Below are 15,007 nucleotides of genomic sequence, written 5' to 3'. Positions count from 1 at the left end.
CCTCACGCTGCCGTCTTTCCGAACAATTCCTTTTCTTCCTTGATCAGCCGGTCGAAAAAGCGTTTTAAAAGAATCGCCATCGCCTGCTGTTTCACCAACACCTGCCGGACGTCATCGCTGACGATCATATTTCCGGCAGGCTGGTATCCGGCTGCTTGCCGTACGGCTGCCCACTTTTCTTCCGGTGTGTTGCGGATAATGCCGCGTTCCTGCAGGGAACGATAGACACGTGCCGGATAAAGGCGGTCAAGCGGATAGCCGGCACGGTATTGCTCGAACACACGGAGCAGGTATGTCCGTTCGTGTTCTTCCTTATAGGCTTCGGAGACCGGCGGAAGAGCCGCCTGCGCCTGCCTGTCACGTTCCACAACCGCACGGTAACGCAATTCGCTTGTTTGATACGTTTTCAGCCAGCGGGTAAACGTGCGCAGGTTCAACCCCATAAAGTCGCCATATTCGCCTTTGGCACCCAGTTCGAAACAGAGCGACAGTTCCCGCAAGGTCAGAAAAGGATACGATTCCTGCAAGTCGGCAGCCAGTTTGCTGGTCAGCAGTGCCACATCCGCACTTTTGGGTGGAGTGAAACCGACAAGCACATACGCCTGAAGCAGGACCGTGTTGACCGCCGGAAGCAGTTCTTCCACGCTATAGGCTGCAATCCGGCGGTCACCGAGAGCTTGGCGTAAACGGATTTCCAGGCTCATACGGCATTTTTATAAAATTGGAGAGCCAGTTCGGTCGAACTTTTCCCCAGGTCGATGATTTCTTCTATCCGTGATTTCTGCTTCTCCTTTCCACGAACGAGCAACCCCGGCTGATTGCCGCCGGAATATTTTTTCAGCCCGTGATAAAGCCACCAAAAATAGAAACGGCGAGCATAGTCTTGTTTCGAGCAGATGGATTCTTTCTCGTTGTTGGCAATGATGAAATCCTGAAACTCCTGCATCTTGGCGGGAAGCATGGCATGGAAGTCTGTTCCCAGTCCGGATTGCCTTACGGACGAAGCGCACCATTCTTCGTCTTCGAGTAGCTCCTTCTGCCACGCAGCGCACTTTTCGTCGAAACTTTTTTCCGGAATTTCAATCGGCTCCTCGCGCGCACTCTCACTCTCTATATTTAGTTTAATATTATCTAATATAATATGTGCACTTTTTGTCGTATTTTCGATAGTTTCTGCAACAATAACCGGGGTTTCTGCTACATGAATGCAGTCCAACTCTTCGCGAACGGTATTTTTGCTCCGCTTCTGTGCTTGAATGTACCTTACTTGAATACTTTTAGACGTTATTACTTTATAGAGTTCGTATATCCGACGATTAAACAAATCGGTCTGCAAACAGAATGAGATGACCTCCTGCACTCTTTCTTCCGTTTCGCCGATACGGTCGGAAAGGTCATACACATAATCGTCCGAGAGTTGAAGGAAATAGCCTTCTTTCTTGTAAACATCGCATAGAATAGTGAAGTAAATCAAGAAGCCGGATGCTTTGTACCGGCTTTTCAGTTTACGCACTTGTATATTATCGAATATATCGGTATCGACCGGAAAATAATCCAGTCCTTTCTTTATGGGTCTTGCCATGATTGTAATAAATTAATTTTGTATCGCCCGAATAATGAGCCGCACCGTCTTAAACGTCAGCAGTTCCGACGGCAGCACGCGTATCACGCACCAGCCGGAGACTGCCGCCTCATTATATTTCTCCATGTCGCGCAGGTAACCGTCGGGGCGGATATGGCGGCCACCGTTAAAGGCGCCGCCTTCCACCTCGATAGCCACGCGGCGGGAAGGGATGGCGAAGTCGAACCGCCAGTCCCGCGAAGGATGAAAACGGTATTCCGCCACCACTTCCTCGCCCGTATGCTTACGGATCAGCTCGCTAAGCGGCGAATAAGGCTCCGTCGTCATAGAGAAAGTTTTCGGCCTCTTTCGAGGTGTTGCACTGTTCGACCAGGCAGGTGTTGTGCCGGTTGTCGAATGCCATCCATTTTTTCAGGAACGGATCGTAGAAATATCCGTATTCCTCTCCGCACGAATAACTGTAATTGCGCGAACCTTTTTCGCCTGTAATCAGTCGCATCAGGCAAGCTGCCGCCTGGTCTCCCAGGAGGCAGCCGATGGTGAGTGTACATCTTTTCATCAGGCAGCAGAATGAAGGATGGATAAATCGGTTTCGTCCAAACGGATAAACGTGTCGTGCTCCAGACGCTTGCCGGTTTCGATATACGCCAGTGCCTCGCGTTCGCAGGCAGAAAGGTCTTCCAGCAGCAAGTCGATCGAAGGGTATTCGTCACGGCCGATGTAAAAACGGCTGACGATATTGCCACAGGAGTCGTGCCGGTGGTTTTCCATGCGGGCATAGATGGTCAGCAATTGCGCGTTGCCGCAGTTCTGACGTTGGAAACCGGTGATGAGCAGGCTGTCGCTGTTTGCCGCCACTTCTACAAAATTAACCATATGATACGCCAGTCGTTGCATTGCTTCGATCTGATCATTGTGCACAGGATCCGTATTTTCATACGTGATCACGCGGTTGTCACCCGTACTTTCCGTAAAGACTTCATAGCGGGCTTTGAATTTCCCGTCCTTGACGGAAATCAGAGAAAAGGTTGTTGAAATTTTATTCATCTTATTTTTTAATGTGCTAATAAAGAACCAAATCCACGTCATCCGTGTACCTGGTTCTTGAATACCGTGAAATCTGTGCCTGAATCATGCCGCCTGGATCCCTTTCGGAACCGGGCGGTATTCTACGTAAACACTGTCGATAAGGATGTTTTTGCGGGCTTGCTTGCGGGCATACGACAACATCGGGCGGAAGATGCGCTGTAAATTGCTGTCGGGCAGATTTTTACCGATTTCCTGCCACCATAGGCGCAGCAGGTCGATATAACCTTCGGGTTCAGTCGCAACAGGCATGAGTTCGGTGGCTATGGCATTCATTTTCAGGATAGCACATCCGGATTGCAGGCGATTTTCTGCACGGCTGAGGGCTGTGGCTTTCTGAGCGTCGTTCAGGTCTTCGCGTCCGGCAAGACGCTTTTCGGTGCGTTGAAAATTAGCCATCAGACGCTGTTCCTCCTTTTCGGCTTCGCGTATCCGGGCGAGTTCCCACGCGCTGAGACGGTCTGCCAGTTCATTTGCCGGACTGTCCTTTTTCGTGGGATCGATCTCATTTTCAAGTGAAACGAATAGTTTTTGTACCTCCGTCAGTTGTTTGGTAAATGGTTTTCGGGTGTTGCCCATAGTCGATAGTATGCTACGACAATGTGAGAGATAGCTTTCGATTTCGAGAGCTAAGGTTTCGTTCACGCCTCCTTCGTGGTTGATCCGGTCGATTAATCGATGGCCTTCCGACTTACAAGCAAGGCTTTGTTTGGCATTTTCACTGAGTATGCCTACTCCTTTTTGAACAGCGACGGTCAACGTCTCCTGTTTCTTTGCTAACGCCTCTTCCTTTTTCAAAGAAATAATGTTTATGGTTATTAAATAATATGGATAAGGTAATCGATCACATAGTTGCGGATTGGTTATCTTTCCATTGCAAAGATAATTATATGTTTTGTATATACCTTATATTTCAATGGATTAAAATAGGTGTTTAACATTTGTTGGCTATCCCCTTTTTAATATAGTACCCATACGAATTTTTATATATATACGACCGATTGTTAACGAATGTGATTTTTCTTATTGTTATTTTCTATGTTTATTCCGAACCGGTCTTCCGGAGCGTGAAAAAAGGGGTTGCGGGAGAAAATAAAATTTCTTCCGAGAGAAAATGAAATTTCATTCGGAAGAAATTTAAAATGCGTTCGGATTGGGTATGGAGGTGAATGGGGGTTATTGTAAATTTTTTATGAATGCGACTGGGCGCTCCGGTTTGAAAAGAAGAACCAGGCCGAATGTTTTCCGTGTTCCGGTGTATGAGTCGGAAATCAAGAGGTCTTGGCAGCGGGGTGTCGGGGTGAAGAGAGGTTTTGAAATATAAACGATTGTCGTATAGGTGTTTACATTGAAAAAAGAAAAAACGGATGAAAGAATGGGTAATAGGCAGTATATCAAATCTTTATCCGAATATGCTGTAAATGTTAAATTTAGGGTGAAATAGGCGGCTTTATTGTGGTACAAATCTTGTTTTACAAGTGTTTGAAATGTTAAAACGGAATGACTAATTTAAACGACCCTTTTTTCTCGTCACAAAGGTACGACTAGTTTTTTAACTTGCAATTCTTTTCAAATTTATTTTTCCAAATATATAGCCTTTCTTATCAATCACATAGCATTGTTTGTATAAAAACTTCGCTTTTCTGTATAAAACTTGAATTTGACCTAAAAATGACGAGAAAAAAGGGTCGTTTAAACTAGTCATTTCACTAAACACCTTTTAACAAATACGTATTACGATACTATTTTAACACTATTATTAATATTAAATTTAAAGGTTTATGAACAAAAAGTTTTCTACGCTTATGGCCGGCTTCCTGCTGGCTGGTGGATTGTTCAGCACGGCAGATGCAGCGAAGATTGCAGAAGCAATTCAAGGTAAAACTGCAGGGCAATATTATTACATTCAGGTAAATGCTGGTTCTGCAGTAGTAGAAGGTAATTCCTTCTTGGATTTGAATGCAGACGGTTGCTCATTGGCAAAAGGAGAAGATGCCCAGTGGACAATTAAAGTTTACAAAACAGTAGTGAATGGAACTGAAACTCCGGTTGGTTATCAATTGATTAATAGAGTTAGCGGTGAACCATTGGCTATTACTGCTGATGGAAAAACTTATAATGTATTCAACGGAAATAGCGATCAGTTGATATTTCAGGATACAGAAGTAGGTTATGCTGGACCTAATGGAGGCTTAAGTTCTTCTGCTTGGTATTGTGATGTTACTGCTGTTCCTGATGTCGTATTCCCCGGAGACAACGAGAACAACCCTGCTATAGATTACGGCAACAAAAAGACATTCGAAATGTCTATCGGCGCCCAGGTTTGGAATAAGAACAAAGGTCAGTGGGAAGGCTTCAAAGCTTACAATCCTTTGAAAGGTAATGAATTTGCAGGTCAACTGAAAGCTGAATTTACAGATGGTGGCATGATGTTGAAGAATGCAGCCGGTAAATACATCGTATTGACCAAAGAAACTTGGGGTACTTTGTCTGGTGAATTGGAAACTGGCGCAAAAACTTTAGGTTACAAGTTTGCCGCTTTGACAAAGAAAGATTATGATAAAGCAAAAGCAGATGGTAAAATCTTAGCTGCTACTTATCGAATTACTCAACCTTCTACTGTAGATGGCGAACCATTGGAAGTTGTAGCATTGGGTGAAGACAAAAACTACGAATTGGAAGTAGCTGTTATTGATGGAACTGCTTATTTGACAGTCGCAGTAGAAGGAACTGAAGGTACTGCTGATTATATAGCTACGGCAGGCGATAAAGACTCAAAAGACAACACTTGGGTTCGTTTCGGTTCAAGCAACAAGATTGATTATGCTATCTTCCGCGACAAACTGTTGAACATTACATGTGTAGCAGAAGGTGCTAAGAAAGTTGCCAATCCTGCTTGTGAAGGTGAAGACTTCATCCCTGTTGCTCAGGTTGCTTTGAATCAGCCGGAAGGACAGTGGTTGTATCAGGGTGGTGCTACATTCATGAACCGTGAATCTGGTAATACTGTTGAAATTGCAGCTCTTCGCAAGACAGATAAAGCTGATGTGTATACAGACGGTTCTATTAACTATACAATCGTAGCTGTAGGTACTCCGGGTGATAACAAATTCAATGGTTACTTCGGTGGCGAATACACTGCAGACCAGTTGATCACTAAGACATTCAATATCGGTACTCCGCTGGTTGCATTGGATGATACTGCTTATATGACTTTAGGCAAAGACAACAAGATTACTTGGACTAAAGATGCTGCAGAGGCTATCGAATTCCGTTTCACTCAGGTGAAAGAAAGTGACCTGGCTGTAATAAAGCATTTCACTCCGTATGTTGGTGTAGACAAAGACGGCGAAGAAGTGACAAAAGAAGATACATTGAATATGTACCGTTACAACATCACCGATTTGGCTGGTAACGCATTGTCTTATGACGCTGTAAACAAACGTTATGAGTTGAAGGCGTTAGCAACAGGTGATGCTAAGATCAACATCGTCTTGAAAGGCAAGAACGACGAAAGCTTTAACATCTTGAGAGAAGGCGATGATTTCGCATCTAAAGAAGATGATGATAAATATCTGACAACTACTGATGGTGCATTCTGTGGTTTGGATAAATTGTACGGCGCACACAATGCTAACGAATTGACTGGTGATGTAGATGCTTATGAAAACGTTCAGAATGACCTGTTCGTAATCACTGACGCAATCTCTGACTTGTATCGTTCAGTCGGTACAACAGAAGCTTTGGATACAATCAAGATTTTCCGTAACATCGATAACAACTACGTTTTGTATGAAACAGGTTGTCTGTTGGAAGATGCTAAGGGCGATGCAATCGAAGGTTTCTTAGGTATCCAGAACTTCTTAGATCCGCAGTATGCAGAAAAGAATCCTGCTATGTATGCTGACACAGCTGCCGGATTCGGTACTTGGAGACCTCAGTTCATGTTGGCTGTAGATGCTGAAAAAGTTCCTGCCGGTAAGTATTGCCCGATCTGTGGTGAAGAAGATTGCTTACATGCAATTCCGACAGAAGGATTCATCGACGGTCGTTATTTGGTTAACTTGGTGGATTCTGTAAATGCAGGTCGTAAAGATTGCGCTTTCCAGAACTATAGTGGTGATACATACTATCGTTTAGGATTCGTTCAGGCTAAACATGTGATAGACTCTTTGTTCATCACAAGCACTGGCGATAAGATTGAATTGAACAATACTGCTGACAAAGTTTGCTCTTTCGCATTCCGTTATGTAGATACTAAGAGTGATGCATTCACTATCGAAACTCTTTATACTCCGGCTACTTATTATACAGAAGATGATGAAATACCAGCTGGTAAATACGAAGGTGAAGTAAAAGATGAAGCAGTACGTGGTTATGTTAAGTTCCACAACGGTATTCCTGTTGTAACAAAAGAAGAAGCTGAAGCAGAAATCTTCGATTTGGAAGTATTGGAAAATGTAATTCCGACAGCTAACGAAGGTATCGCAACAGAAGGTGTATCAGTTGTTGCAACTAACGGTGCCGTAATCGTTAAGGGTGCTGAAGGCAAGAACGTAGTAATCACTAACGTACTTGGCCAGCAGGTTGCTAACACAGTCGTTTCTTCTTCTGAAGCTACAATCGCTGCTCCTGCAGGTGTAGTTGTAGTAGCCGTTGAAGGCGAAGCTGCAGTAAAAGCAATCGTAAAATAACGACACAATAGAAAACATTTATAATCAATAAATTAATTGTTAATGACCGCGTATCGTAGGGGCGGTTCTCGAACCGCCCCCATGATAATTACCCTGCGACAGGCGAACAAGCGATCAGTATTAATACTAAAGTAATGAAATAAAGTTCTTCTGTTCTGACCCCTGTGAAGGGTGACGACAGGCAAAAACAAGCCCGGCGGATTATTCCGTCGGGCTTTCGTTATTTAATACACAGAAATGACATATATTTTTCCTGAAAACAACTATCAGATAAATAATAATCTTAACTTTGCCACAAACAAAATCGTATAGCTATGAAAAATAAAGGAGAGATCATTTTTTACTATCCGGAAGCTACTTTAAAGATGGAAGTCAGAGTAGAAAACGAAACTGTTTGGTTAACCCAAGTACAAATAGCCGAGCTGTTCGGTGTGAAGCAACCTGCTATATCCAAGCACTTAAAGAATATATATGATTCAGGTGAACTGAATGAAGAAAGCACATATTCCATTTTGGAATATATGGGTAATGATGGTAAACAAAAATACCAAACCGGATTTTATAATCTGGATGCCATATTGTCTGTAGGCTACCGTGTCAACTCCAAGAATGCAACTCGATTCCGTGTTTGGGAAATTCTCATGTGACCGCAACAATCTATACTGCGCAAATATCAAAGCAGCTGCTTTTAGACCTGCAGCACCATAATGCCCAATATGAGCCGATCACGATCAATCAGTTTAAACAATCGCACGATCGATTCCTGTTGATTGATGACAAAGATATTTATCATATCGGTGCTTCGCTGAAAGACCTCGGTAAAAAGTGGTTCGCCTTTTCTAAATTAAACCTGGAGATAAAGGATATTATGCAAAAGATCATTTAATGCGATCCATCTGCACACAACTCAACTCCGCCTTTCCTGCCCGTTGTACCTTTGTATTGTCAATCAGACAAAACAACAAATTATTTATAATCAATAAATTTAATTGGCTGAGCGGTTTGACATGACCCTAGAAGTATGCCTGCCAAGTACCCCGCGATGGGCGAACAAGCAGTCAGTATTAATACTAAAGTAATGAAATAAAGTTCTTCTGTTCGATCTCTGTGAAGAGATAAAGCAGACAAAAACAAAGCCCCGAAAGAGTTTTCTTCCGGGGCTTCGTTGTTTTTATTATAGAGGTAGAAGGATCATTCATCCAAAAACCTTTTCAGGTCATAATACATAGAGCGGGTCACATCTCCTTCGTCTTTTTCTGATATGAAATCGAATCCGCATTTTTGATAAAAGCTCACCGCATTTTGATAGGCATCCACAGTGATGAAACGACATCCGGTCCTATTTCCGTGAGTAAACATAAACTTGACTAAACGTATAATATCTCGTCCGAGCCCTTGTCCTGCATGCGCTTCAGAAATGGCTAATCTACCTACTTTCACTGCCGGGTAATGTTTCCTTCGTTTGGGATTGGCGATACGACGACTCAGTCTGTTCCAAATGGAGCGCTGTTCCGGATCAAAGGTTATTTTGTCGTTTAGCAGGCTGAAATAAGCGACAGTTACTCCTGTTACCCTGTCTTCAAGTAAATAAGTTACAGCCATAAGTTCTGTCAGATACCTTTTGGCATCATCCAATAAAAAACCGTTTAAGTCGCTGTCCTTGCTCTTAAACGGTTTTATATCAGTTTCTACTTTTAATGGTAGAAAGTCGTAATCATCAATTGCCATTGTTACAAAACGAATGAAGCAATGGCTTTGAACTTCTCGTAAACTTTCTTTGCAGCCTCTTTCTCTTCCTTACTTTCAGGTTCAAGATTTGCCATTTTCTCTGCAAAGCGTTTAGCGTCTTTGCCGGTTAATACCGGAGTTTCTTTAATCGGTCGAGCCATAGCATATTAATTATTAATACTTTGTAATGCAAAGATAGGAATTAATTCTTGAATATAGAAGAATACCTGTCCATATTATCACCCATCTGCACACAACTCAACTCCGCCCCGGCGCCCCGTCGTACCTTTGCATTGTCAATCAGACAAAACAACAAATTATCAACCTTAAAAACAATTTATTAAACAATGGCCCAGGGCTACAAATTAGTAACAAGAAAAGTGACCGACCTGAAAGGCGGCGCAGCACAGGAAAAAATTTACGCGATACCGGATTACAACGGTTACACCGACATGGATACACTGTGTATTATGATTGGAGCGCGATCTACCGTTTCCAGTGCGGATGTAAAAGCGGTGTTGGACAACCTTAACTTTATCCTCGACATGGAACTTCGTGCAGGGCGTATCGTGCAGTTGGGCGAGTTCGGTAATTTCCGCCTCTCACTCTCCAGCAAGGGAGCTGCCGACAAGAAGTCGTTCACCCAGGCAGATGTAAAAGGGGCGCGCGTGATCTTTACGCCCGGTGCATCCTTACGCAACACGAAGAAGCTGGTCGCCTTCACTTCGACCGAAAAGAAAGAAGAGGGCGGCGGAAGCGGAGAGGACGACAGACCGGTAATTGAATAATTGACAATTGATAATTGACAATTGACAATGAAAGAGTGAAGAAACACAGCGTACAACTTTGGATTGCCGTGCTGCTGACTGCAGCCGGCATCCTGCTTCTATTTTTCGGCTTTTGGACGGCACCGCAGGGGGAAATCCACAACAGCGTACTGGTGGCTTTCGGCGAGACAAGCACCTTTGCCGGGGCATTGTTCGGGGTCGATTATAACTATAAATCAAAAAAATAATGTGCTAATATGCCAATTTAGAAAATATGCATCTCCAACTATCAAGAAATTTCACCTTAGAAGAATTTACTTACAGTCGGATCGCCATCGAACAGGGGCTTGAAAACATCCCTAACCCGCAAGCGCTTTTGGCATTGAAAAACCTTACGGGCTATCTGTTGCAACCGCTCCGGGAGCGTTATGGCAAAACCATCGCCATCACCAGCGGCTACCGCAACGAGGCTGTCAATCTACTTGCAGGAGGCGTGAAAAATTCGCAGCATACGAAAGGCGAAGCTGCCGATTGCTATATCACCGAAGGACCGGAGGTTTTATTGGGAATCTTGCAAGCTTCCGGACTGGCTTTCGACCAGGCAATCGTTTATCGGCGGAAAAAGTTCCTGCATCTTTCCTATCGCGAAGGTTTCAACCGGCAACAGGTACTTTACAAGTGAGGCAATATGTCAAAAGTCGATATTAAGGAACGCAGATTACGCAGACAGAGCACAGAGTTTCGCAGACAATATGATTTTATCTAATGAAACACAGTTTATTTCCATTTGTAATATTACTTCTTACAAGCTGTTCGGTCGGTAAACAAACCGGCTCATACCGGCAACAGACTGATAGCTTGCGGCAAATCAGCCGCTTATCCATCCAGACAGGTAAAGTTCCCGAAAGTCGTGCAGCCCTGGCTGTCCCGGTCGGCACGCTGGAAGAACTGCCTGCCGGTTCTGCTTTTATACAAAAAAGCGGACAGGCGACAGCCGAAATCCACTTTCGGCACGACACCTTGTTTGTCACAGCTACCTGCGACAGCTTGCAGACACTTGTTTATCAATATGAAGAGCAACTCGAACGGTTATCCGCACAAACGCAGGAAAAAAAGAAAGAGACAACCTGGCAGCTCCCAACCTTATTGCTCCTCCTGATTCTTTCCGGATTGGTCCTATTAAAGATAGTACGATAAACATTCCGATTTTCAATTCTTTTAGCTATCTTTGTTGTCAAGATGAAACCAACAACATTATCTATCAAAGAGCTGAGTGCGATGTATTTTCCGCACAGCAGCATCCGCAGCGCAGGCGTACAGCTAAAACGCTGGTTCGTGTATAACAAACCGCTCATGCAGGCCCTTGTCGATGCCGGCTACTATAACGGGCAGAAGATTTTAACTCCCAAACAAGTAACGCTCGTTTTTGAATATCTTGGTGAGCCCTGAGAGTTATATCCATAAGCCTAAAAAAGCTCTTCCCGAATCCGGAAAGAGCTTTTTTAGTTATTATTATTTTACAGGCGATTATATCTTCTTCTCGATAACGGCCTGTACTACATTTAATACATAGTCACCCAATTTTTCCGATTCGCCGACAAGGTCCATATAGTATACACCGTCCTGATAGTGATACTTCTTGTTGTTGACATCTTCCATATTATGGATCTTCAACTGATTACGATAGTTGTTGATCTCGTTTTCAATGTTGTAAGACTGGTTGATATCGTCGTGTACGACTTCCGGCATGTGAAGGATTTCATTCATTCGGGTCAACGCCTTTTCCAACAGGGCGAACATCTGGTCGATGTTGTGGTTCTGTTCGTCGGTGAACTCAGATTTGCCTTCGTTGCGGCGTCTGATACCACGTGCCAGGTTGTTACAGGAGTCGGCAATACTTTCTATTTCCGTAACGGTACGGAGCATGATGCGGATCTCTTCTTTACCTTCCGAGCTCAGGCGGCCTTCAGCAACGAATGTCAGGTAATTGGCGATCTCGATTTCCATGCGGTCGCTGATGTTCTCGTATTTCTCGATACGGCTGTATACTTTCAGGAAGTTATCCTCGTTCTTTTCATAGAACAGGTCCTTGACCATGCCGAACATGCGCTGCGTACGTTCTCCGAATACGGCAATTTCCTTTTTAGCCTGCATCAATGACAACTCGGAAGTTGAAAGCATACCCGACGGAATGTATTTCAGCTGGAACTCTTCTTCGTCGCTTACATTCTTTGGCTTGATAAGGGCTGAACAAACATATACGTAGAATTTCACGAACCAGACCATGATACATACGTTTGCTATGTTGAATATGGTATGGAACAGAGACAGGCCGTATGATACGGAAACCTGCAGTGTCATTAATTGTTTTTGAAGCGCCAGCAGGTGCGGGTCTGTGATCTGTGCACTGGAAGTGATCAGTGAGATCGTCTTCGGATCGAGCGTGCTCAGAAATTGGGTCATTTCATTCGGATCACCCGGACCGTAGTTGGTTACGATCCATGAAACCATATTGGTGAACGGATAGAACAATACCATTACCCAGCATACGCCGAACACGTTGAACATTAAGTGGGCAATAGCTGCACGACGGGCGGATACGTTCGCTGAAATGGCAGCAATATTGGCTGTAATGGTTGTTCCTATATTTTCGCCCAATACCATGGCTGCAGCCATTTCGAAAGGAATCCATCCCTGTGTACACATGATCAGCGTGATGGCTACAGTGGCACTGGATGATTGGACGATGATGGTAAGAATTGTGCCTAAAAGCAGGAAAATAAGAAGGGACGGATATCCCAGTGAGGTATAATCTTGAAGGAAAGAGAGAATTTCAGGATTGCTCTGCAGGTCGGGTACCGATGATTTCAGGTAAGACAGCCCCATAAACAGAAAGGCGAAACCCATTAAAAACTCACCCCACGATTTTCGCTTACTTTTACCGGAGAATATCAACGGGATGCATAAAGCGATAAGCGGCAGGGAAAAAACACTGATATCGACCTTGAATCCGAAAAGGGAGATGATCCATGCCGTGACCGTTGTACCGACGTTGGCTCCCATGATAACACTGATGGATTGGGTTAGTGTCAGAAGGCCTGCGTTGACAAAGCTCACGACCATCACCGTTGTGGCACTGGAAGACTGGATGAGTGCTGTTATTAAAATACCGGTCAGAACACCGGTGAAACGGTTTGTCGTCATTACCGAGAGGATACTTCGAAGTTTGTCCCCCGCGACTTTCTGTAACCCTTCACTCATCACTTTCATTCCGTATAGGAACATACCTAATGCTCCTACAAGCGTAAGAAAATCAAAAAAAGAATAGTCCATTAATGTAAATTTAAGTGGATAAATATCCGATTATAATGAATGTATGCATAATTATATCTTTTTCTCTATAACGGCCTGGACAACATTTAGTACGTAATCTCCTAACTTTTCAGCTTCACTGACGATATCCATATAATATACCCCGTCCTGATACTGGTATTGCTTATTATTGATATCTTCCACATTATGTTGTTTCAGCAGGTTGCGATAATTATTTATTTCGTTCTCGATATTGTAAGACGGATTGATGTCATCGTGTGTCAATTCCGGCTTTTTCAATATAGAGTTCATTTGATGCAGTGCCATAGTGACCAGTTCGAACATCTTGTCGATGCAGTGGTTCTGCTTCTCGGTAAAGTCTGACTTCCCTTCGTTCCGATGCTTAATGGTGCGTGCCAGGTTGTTACATGAATCGGCAATACTTTCTATCTCCGATACGGCACGGAGCATGATACGGATCTCTTCCTTACTTTCCGAACTCAGGCGGCCTTCTGCCACGAGCGTCAGGTAGTTGGCTATCTCGATCTCCATATGGTCGCTGATGTTCTCGTATTTCTCGATCCGGTTATACGTTTTCATAAAGGCGTCTTCGTCCTTTTCATAAAACGCATCCTTCACCATGTTGAACATGCGTGTGGTCCGTTCTGCAAAAAGAGATATCTCTTTATTGGCTTGCAGGATCGATAATTCAGCCGTCGAAAGCAAACCTCCGGTGATGTAATGCAGGCGATATTCTTCGTCCTCCGGCTTTGATTTGATGACAAAACAAACCAGGCGTTCGATAGGTTTTATGAACCATATCAATATCAGTACATTGCAAATGTTAAATGCGGTATGGAATGCTGACAGCGTGTAAGTGATGGCAATTTCTTTCGGTGTATTGGGTGCTACGTAATTAACCAGGTCTTTTACCATATCGATAAACGGATGGAAGATACAGAGTACCCAAATGATTCCGAAGAAGTTGAATATGAAGTGGGCAAATGCCGCCCTTCGTGCCTGCGCATTACCGGTGAGTGCAGCGATATTGGAGGTCACCGTCGTTCCGATATTTTCGCCCATCACCAGTGCGATACCCAGGTACAGGTCGAGGACTCCGCTGGAACACAGGATTAACGTAATAGCCATGACAGCCGCGGACGACTGGACCGCCATTGTAATCACACTTCCGATCAGCAGGAACAGCAATACGGAGAACATGCCCCATTCCTTGCAGGAGGTAATGAATGAAATGATAGCCTGGTTGTGTTCCAGGTCCATATGCATGGCGTTCTCCCGCAAAGTCGTTAACCCTAAAAACATAAAGGCAAATCCGAAAACGAATTCACCGAATGACTTGCGTCCGCTTTTTTTAGAGAATATCAGAGGGAGAGATAATGCGAAGAGGGGATAAATGACATTTGTCATATTGAACTGGAAACCGAAGATTGACATGACCCAGGCGGTGACTGTCGTTCCTATGTTGGCTCCCATGATGACGGAGATGGCTTGTGTTAGAGTCAGGAGACCGGCGTTGACAAAACTTACGGTCATAACGGTGGTAGCGGTGGATGACTGTACGGCGGCTGTGACGAAAGCTCCTGTGAGCAGTCCGGTGAACCTATTCGTAGTCATGGCGCCTAGGATATTACGTAGTCGGTCTCCCGTAAGCTTTTGGAGGCCTTCGCTCATCACTTTCATTCCGTACATTAATAAAGCAAGCGAGCCTAGCAGTTTAAGTACGGTAAAAATTGTATTATCCATCAAAAAATAGTTATACCTGGAAGTATATCCGATTAATATTCCTAACTTTAGGCAGCAAAACTACAAATAATAAC

General features: G+C 44.0%; 16 protein-coding genes and 1 pseudogene. 7 read left to right on the top strand and 10 right to left on the bottom strand.

Going from position 1 to position 15,007, the window contains the following annotated elements:
• Positions 1-2: 2 nt before the first annotated feature.
• From P3L47_RS04530 to P3L47_RS04505, 6 genes are all read right to left on the bottom strand, one after another.
• Positions 3-704: a hypothetical protein gene (locus P3L47_RS04530; protein ID WP_122361409.1), complete on the bottom strand. Its 702-nt coding sequence runs from the start codon at positions 702-704 to the stop codon at positions 3-5.
• Complete coding sequence (locus P3L47_RS04525) at positions 701-1,582, bottom strand: DUF4373 domain-containing protein (protein ID WP_277782824.1); 882 nt, start codon at positions 1,580-1,582, stop codon at positions 701-703. Before P3L47_RS04525 ends, P3L47_RS04530 begins: the two co-directional genes overlap by 4 nt.
• Positions 1,583-1,594: 12 nt before the next feature.
• Positions 1,595-1,909, bottom strand: a complete 315-nt coding sequence (locus P3L47_RS04520; protein WP_277782823.1) for a PDDEXK family nuclease — start codon at positions 1,907-1,909, stop codon at positions 1,595-1,597.
• Positions 1,881-2,141 (bottom strand): hypothetical protein, encoded by a 261-nt coding sequence (locus P3L47_RS04515; protein ID WP_122361407.1) that lies wholly within the window; start codon positions 2,139-2,141, stop codon positions 1,881-1,883. Before P3L47_RS04515 ends, P3L47_RS04520 begins: the two co-directional genes overlap by 29 nt.
• On the bottom strand, positions 2,141-2,629 hold the full coding sequence (locus P3L47_RS04510; RefSeq protein ID WP_277782822.1) for a hypothetical protein: 489 nt from the start codon (positions 2,627-2,629) through the stop codon (positions 2,141-2,143). Before P3L47_RS04510 ends, P3L47_RS04515 begins: the two co-directional genes overlap by 1 nt.
• Before the next feature lie 84 nt (positions 2,630-2,713).
• Entirely contained in the window at positions 2,714-3,466 is a 753-nt protein-coding gene (locus P3L47_RS04505; RefSeq protein WP_277782821.1) for a hypothetical protein, read from the bottom strand.
• A gap of 983 nt (positions 3,467-4,449) precedes the next feature.
• Between P3L47_RS04505 and P3L47_RS04500 the strand changes: the two genes are divergently transcribed.
• Positions 4,450-7,362: a DUF6383 domain-containing protein gene (locus P3L47_RS04500; protein WP_277782820.1), complete on the top strand. Its 2,913-nt coding sequence runs from the start codon at positions 4,450-4,452 to the stop codon at positions 7,360-7,362.
• 314 nt (positions 7,363-7,676) lie between these two features.
• Positions 7,677-8,248, top strand: a pseudogene (gene rhuM / locus P3L47_RS04495) (RhuM family protein).
• Between the two features lie 305 nt (positions 8,249-8,553).
• Here rhuM and P3L47_RS04490 read toward each other — a convergent pair.
• Both P3L47_RS04490 and P3L47_RS04485 read right to left on the bottom strand, forming a co-directional pair.
• The gene (locus P3L47_RS04490) at positions 8,554-9,090 is read right to left on the bottom strand and encodes a GNAT family N-acetyltransferase (RefSeq protein WP_122361403.1); all 537 of its coding nucleotides are present in this window, start codon (positions 9,088-9,090) and stop codon (positions 8,554-8,556) included.
• Positions 9,091-9,092: 2 nt separating this feature from the next.
• Positions 9,093-9,251 (bottom strand): hypothetical protein, encoded by a 159-nt coding sequence (locus tag P3L47_RS04485; RefSeq protein ID WP_199715602.1) that lies wholly within the window; start codon positions 9,249-9,251, stop codon positions 9,093-9,095.
• A gap of 186 nt (positions 9,252-9,437) precedes the next feature.
• On the opposite strand from P3L47_RS04485, the gene P3L47_RS04480 reads away from it, so the two are divergent.
• From P3L47_RS04480 to P3L47_RS04460, 5 genes are all read left to right on the top strand, one after another.
• Positions 9,438-9,878 carry an HU family DNA-binding protein gene (locus tag P3L47_RS04480; RefSeq protein ID WP_277782819.1) on the top strand — a complete coding sequence of 147 codons (441 nt, stop codon included), beginning with the start codon at positions 9,438-9,440 and terminating at the stop codon, positions 9,876-9,878.
• Between the two features lie 35 nt (positions 9,879-9,913).
• Complete coding sequence (locus P3L47_RS04475; RefSeq protein ID WP_277783667.1) at positions 9,914-10,105, top strand: hypothetical protein; 192 nt, start codon at positions 9,914-9,916, stop codon at positions 10,103-10,105.
• 26 nt (positions 10,106-10,131) lie between these two features.
• Positions 10,132-10,539 carry a D-Ala-D-Ala carboxypeptidase family metallohydrolase gene (locus tag P3L47_RS04470; protein ID WP_277782818.1) on the top strand — a complete coding sequence of 136 codons (408 nt, stop codon included), beginning with the start codon at positions 10,132-10,134 and terminating at the stop codon, positions 10,537-10,539.
• 83 nt (positions 10,540-10,622) lie between these two features.
• Positions 10,623-11,054 carry a hypothetical protein gene (locus P3L47_RS04465; protein ID WP_277782817.1) on the top strand — a complete coding sequence of 144 codons (432 nt, stop codon included), beginning with the start codon at positions 10,623-10,625 and terminating at the stop codon, positions 11,052-11,054.
• Between the two features lie 42 nt (positions 11,055-11,096).
• Positions 11,097-11,306, top strand: a complete 210-nt coding sequence (locus P3L47_RS04460) for a DUF4248 domain-containing protein (protein ID WP_277782816.1) — start codon at positions 11,097-11,099, stop codon at positions 11,304-11,306.
• Positions 11,307-11,384: 78 nt separating this feature from the next.
• Here the strand turns inward: P3L47_RS04460 and P3L47_RS04455 are convergent, their stop codons facing one another.
• Positions 11,385-13,190: a Na/Pi cotransporter family protein gene (locus P3L47_RS04455; RefSeq protein WP_122361398.1), complete on the bottom strand. Its 1,806-nt coding sequence runs from the start codon at positions 13,188-13,190 to the stop codon at positions 11,385-11,387.
• Between the two features lie 51 nt (positions 13,191-13,241).
• Positions 13,242-14,933: a Na/Pi cotransporter family protein gene (locus P3L47_RS04450; RefSeq protein WP_122361397.1), complete on the bottom strand. Its 1,692-nt coding sequence runs from the start codon at positions 14,931-14,933 to the stop codon at positions 13,242-13,244.
• Positions 14,934-15,007: the final 74 nt, after the last annotated feature.

Origin of the sequence: Parabacteroides chongii, assembly GCF_029581355.1 — a bacterium.
Taxonomy (GTDB): Bacteria; Bacteroidota; Bacteroidia; order Bacteroidales; family Tannerellaceae; genus Parabacteroides; species Parabacteroides chongii.
Note: the sequence above shows the minus strand (reverse complement) of the source record. Positions and strands in the feature narration are given on the sequence as shown.

Bases quoted from the DNA above. Each gene is read 5' to 3' on its own strand.
- P3L47_RS04530 (WP_122361409.1), bottom strand. From the start codon at position 704: ATGAGCCTGGAAATCCGTTTACGCCAAGCTCTCGGTGACCGCCGGATT.
- P3L47_RS04525 (WP_277782824.1), bottom strand. From the start codon at position 1,582: ATGGCAAGACCCATAAAGAAAGGACTGGATTATTTTCCGGTCGATACC.
- P3L47_RS04520 (WP_277782823.1), bottom strand. From the start codon at position 1,909: ATGACGACGGAGCCTTATTCGCCGCTTAGCGAGCTGATCCGTAAGCAT.
- P3L47_RS04515 (WP_122361407.1), bottom strand. From the start codon at position 2,141: ATGAAAAGATGTACACTCACCATCGGCTGCCTCCTGGGAGACCAGGCG.
- P3L47_RS04510 (WP_277782822.1), bottom strand. From the start codon at position 2,629: ATGAATAAAATTTCAACAACCTTTTCTCTGATTTCCGTCAAGGACGGG.
- P3L47_RS04500 (WP_277782820.1), top strand. From the start codon at position 4,450: ATGAACAAAAAGTTTTCTACGCTTATGGCCGGCTTCCTGCTGGCTGGT.
- P3L47_RS04490 (WP_122361403.1), bottom strand. From the start codon at position 9,090: ATGGCAATTGATGATTACGACTTTCTACCATTAAAAGTAGAAACTGAT.
- P3L47_RS04485 (WP_199715602.1), bottom strand. From the start codon at position 9,251: ATGGCTCGACCGATTAAAGAAACTCCGGTATTAACCGGCAAAGACGCT.
- P3L47_RS04480 (WP_277782819.1), top strand. From the start codon at position 9,438: ATGGCCCAGGGCTACAAATTAGTAACAAGAAAAGTGACCGACCTGAAA.
- P3L47_RS04470 (WP_277782818.1), top strand. From the start codon at position 10,132: ATGCATCTCCAACTATCAAGAAATTTCACCTTAGAAGAATTTACTTAC.
- P3L47_RS04465 (WP_277782817.1), top strand. From the start codon at position 10,623: ATGAAACACAGTTTATTTCCATTTGTAATATTACTTCTTACAAGCTGT.
- P3L47_RS04460 (WP_277782816.1), top strand. From the start codon at position 11,097: ATGAAACCAACAACATTATCTATCAAAGAGCTGAGTGCGATGTATTTT.
- P3L47_RS04455 (WP_122361398.1), bottom strand. From the start codon at position 13,190: ATGGACTATTCTTTTTTTGATTTTCTTACGCTTGTAGGAGCATTAGGT.
- P3L47_RS04450 (WP_122361397.1), bottom strand. From the start codon at position 14,933: ATGGATAATACAATTTTTACCGTACTTAAACTGCTAGGCTCGCTTGCT.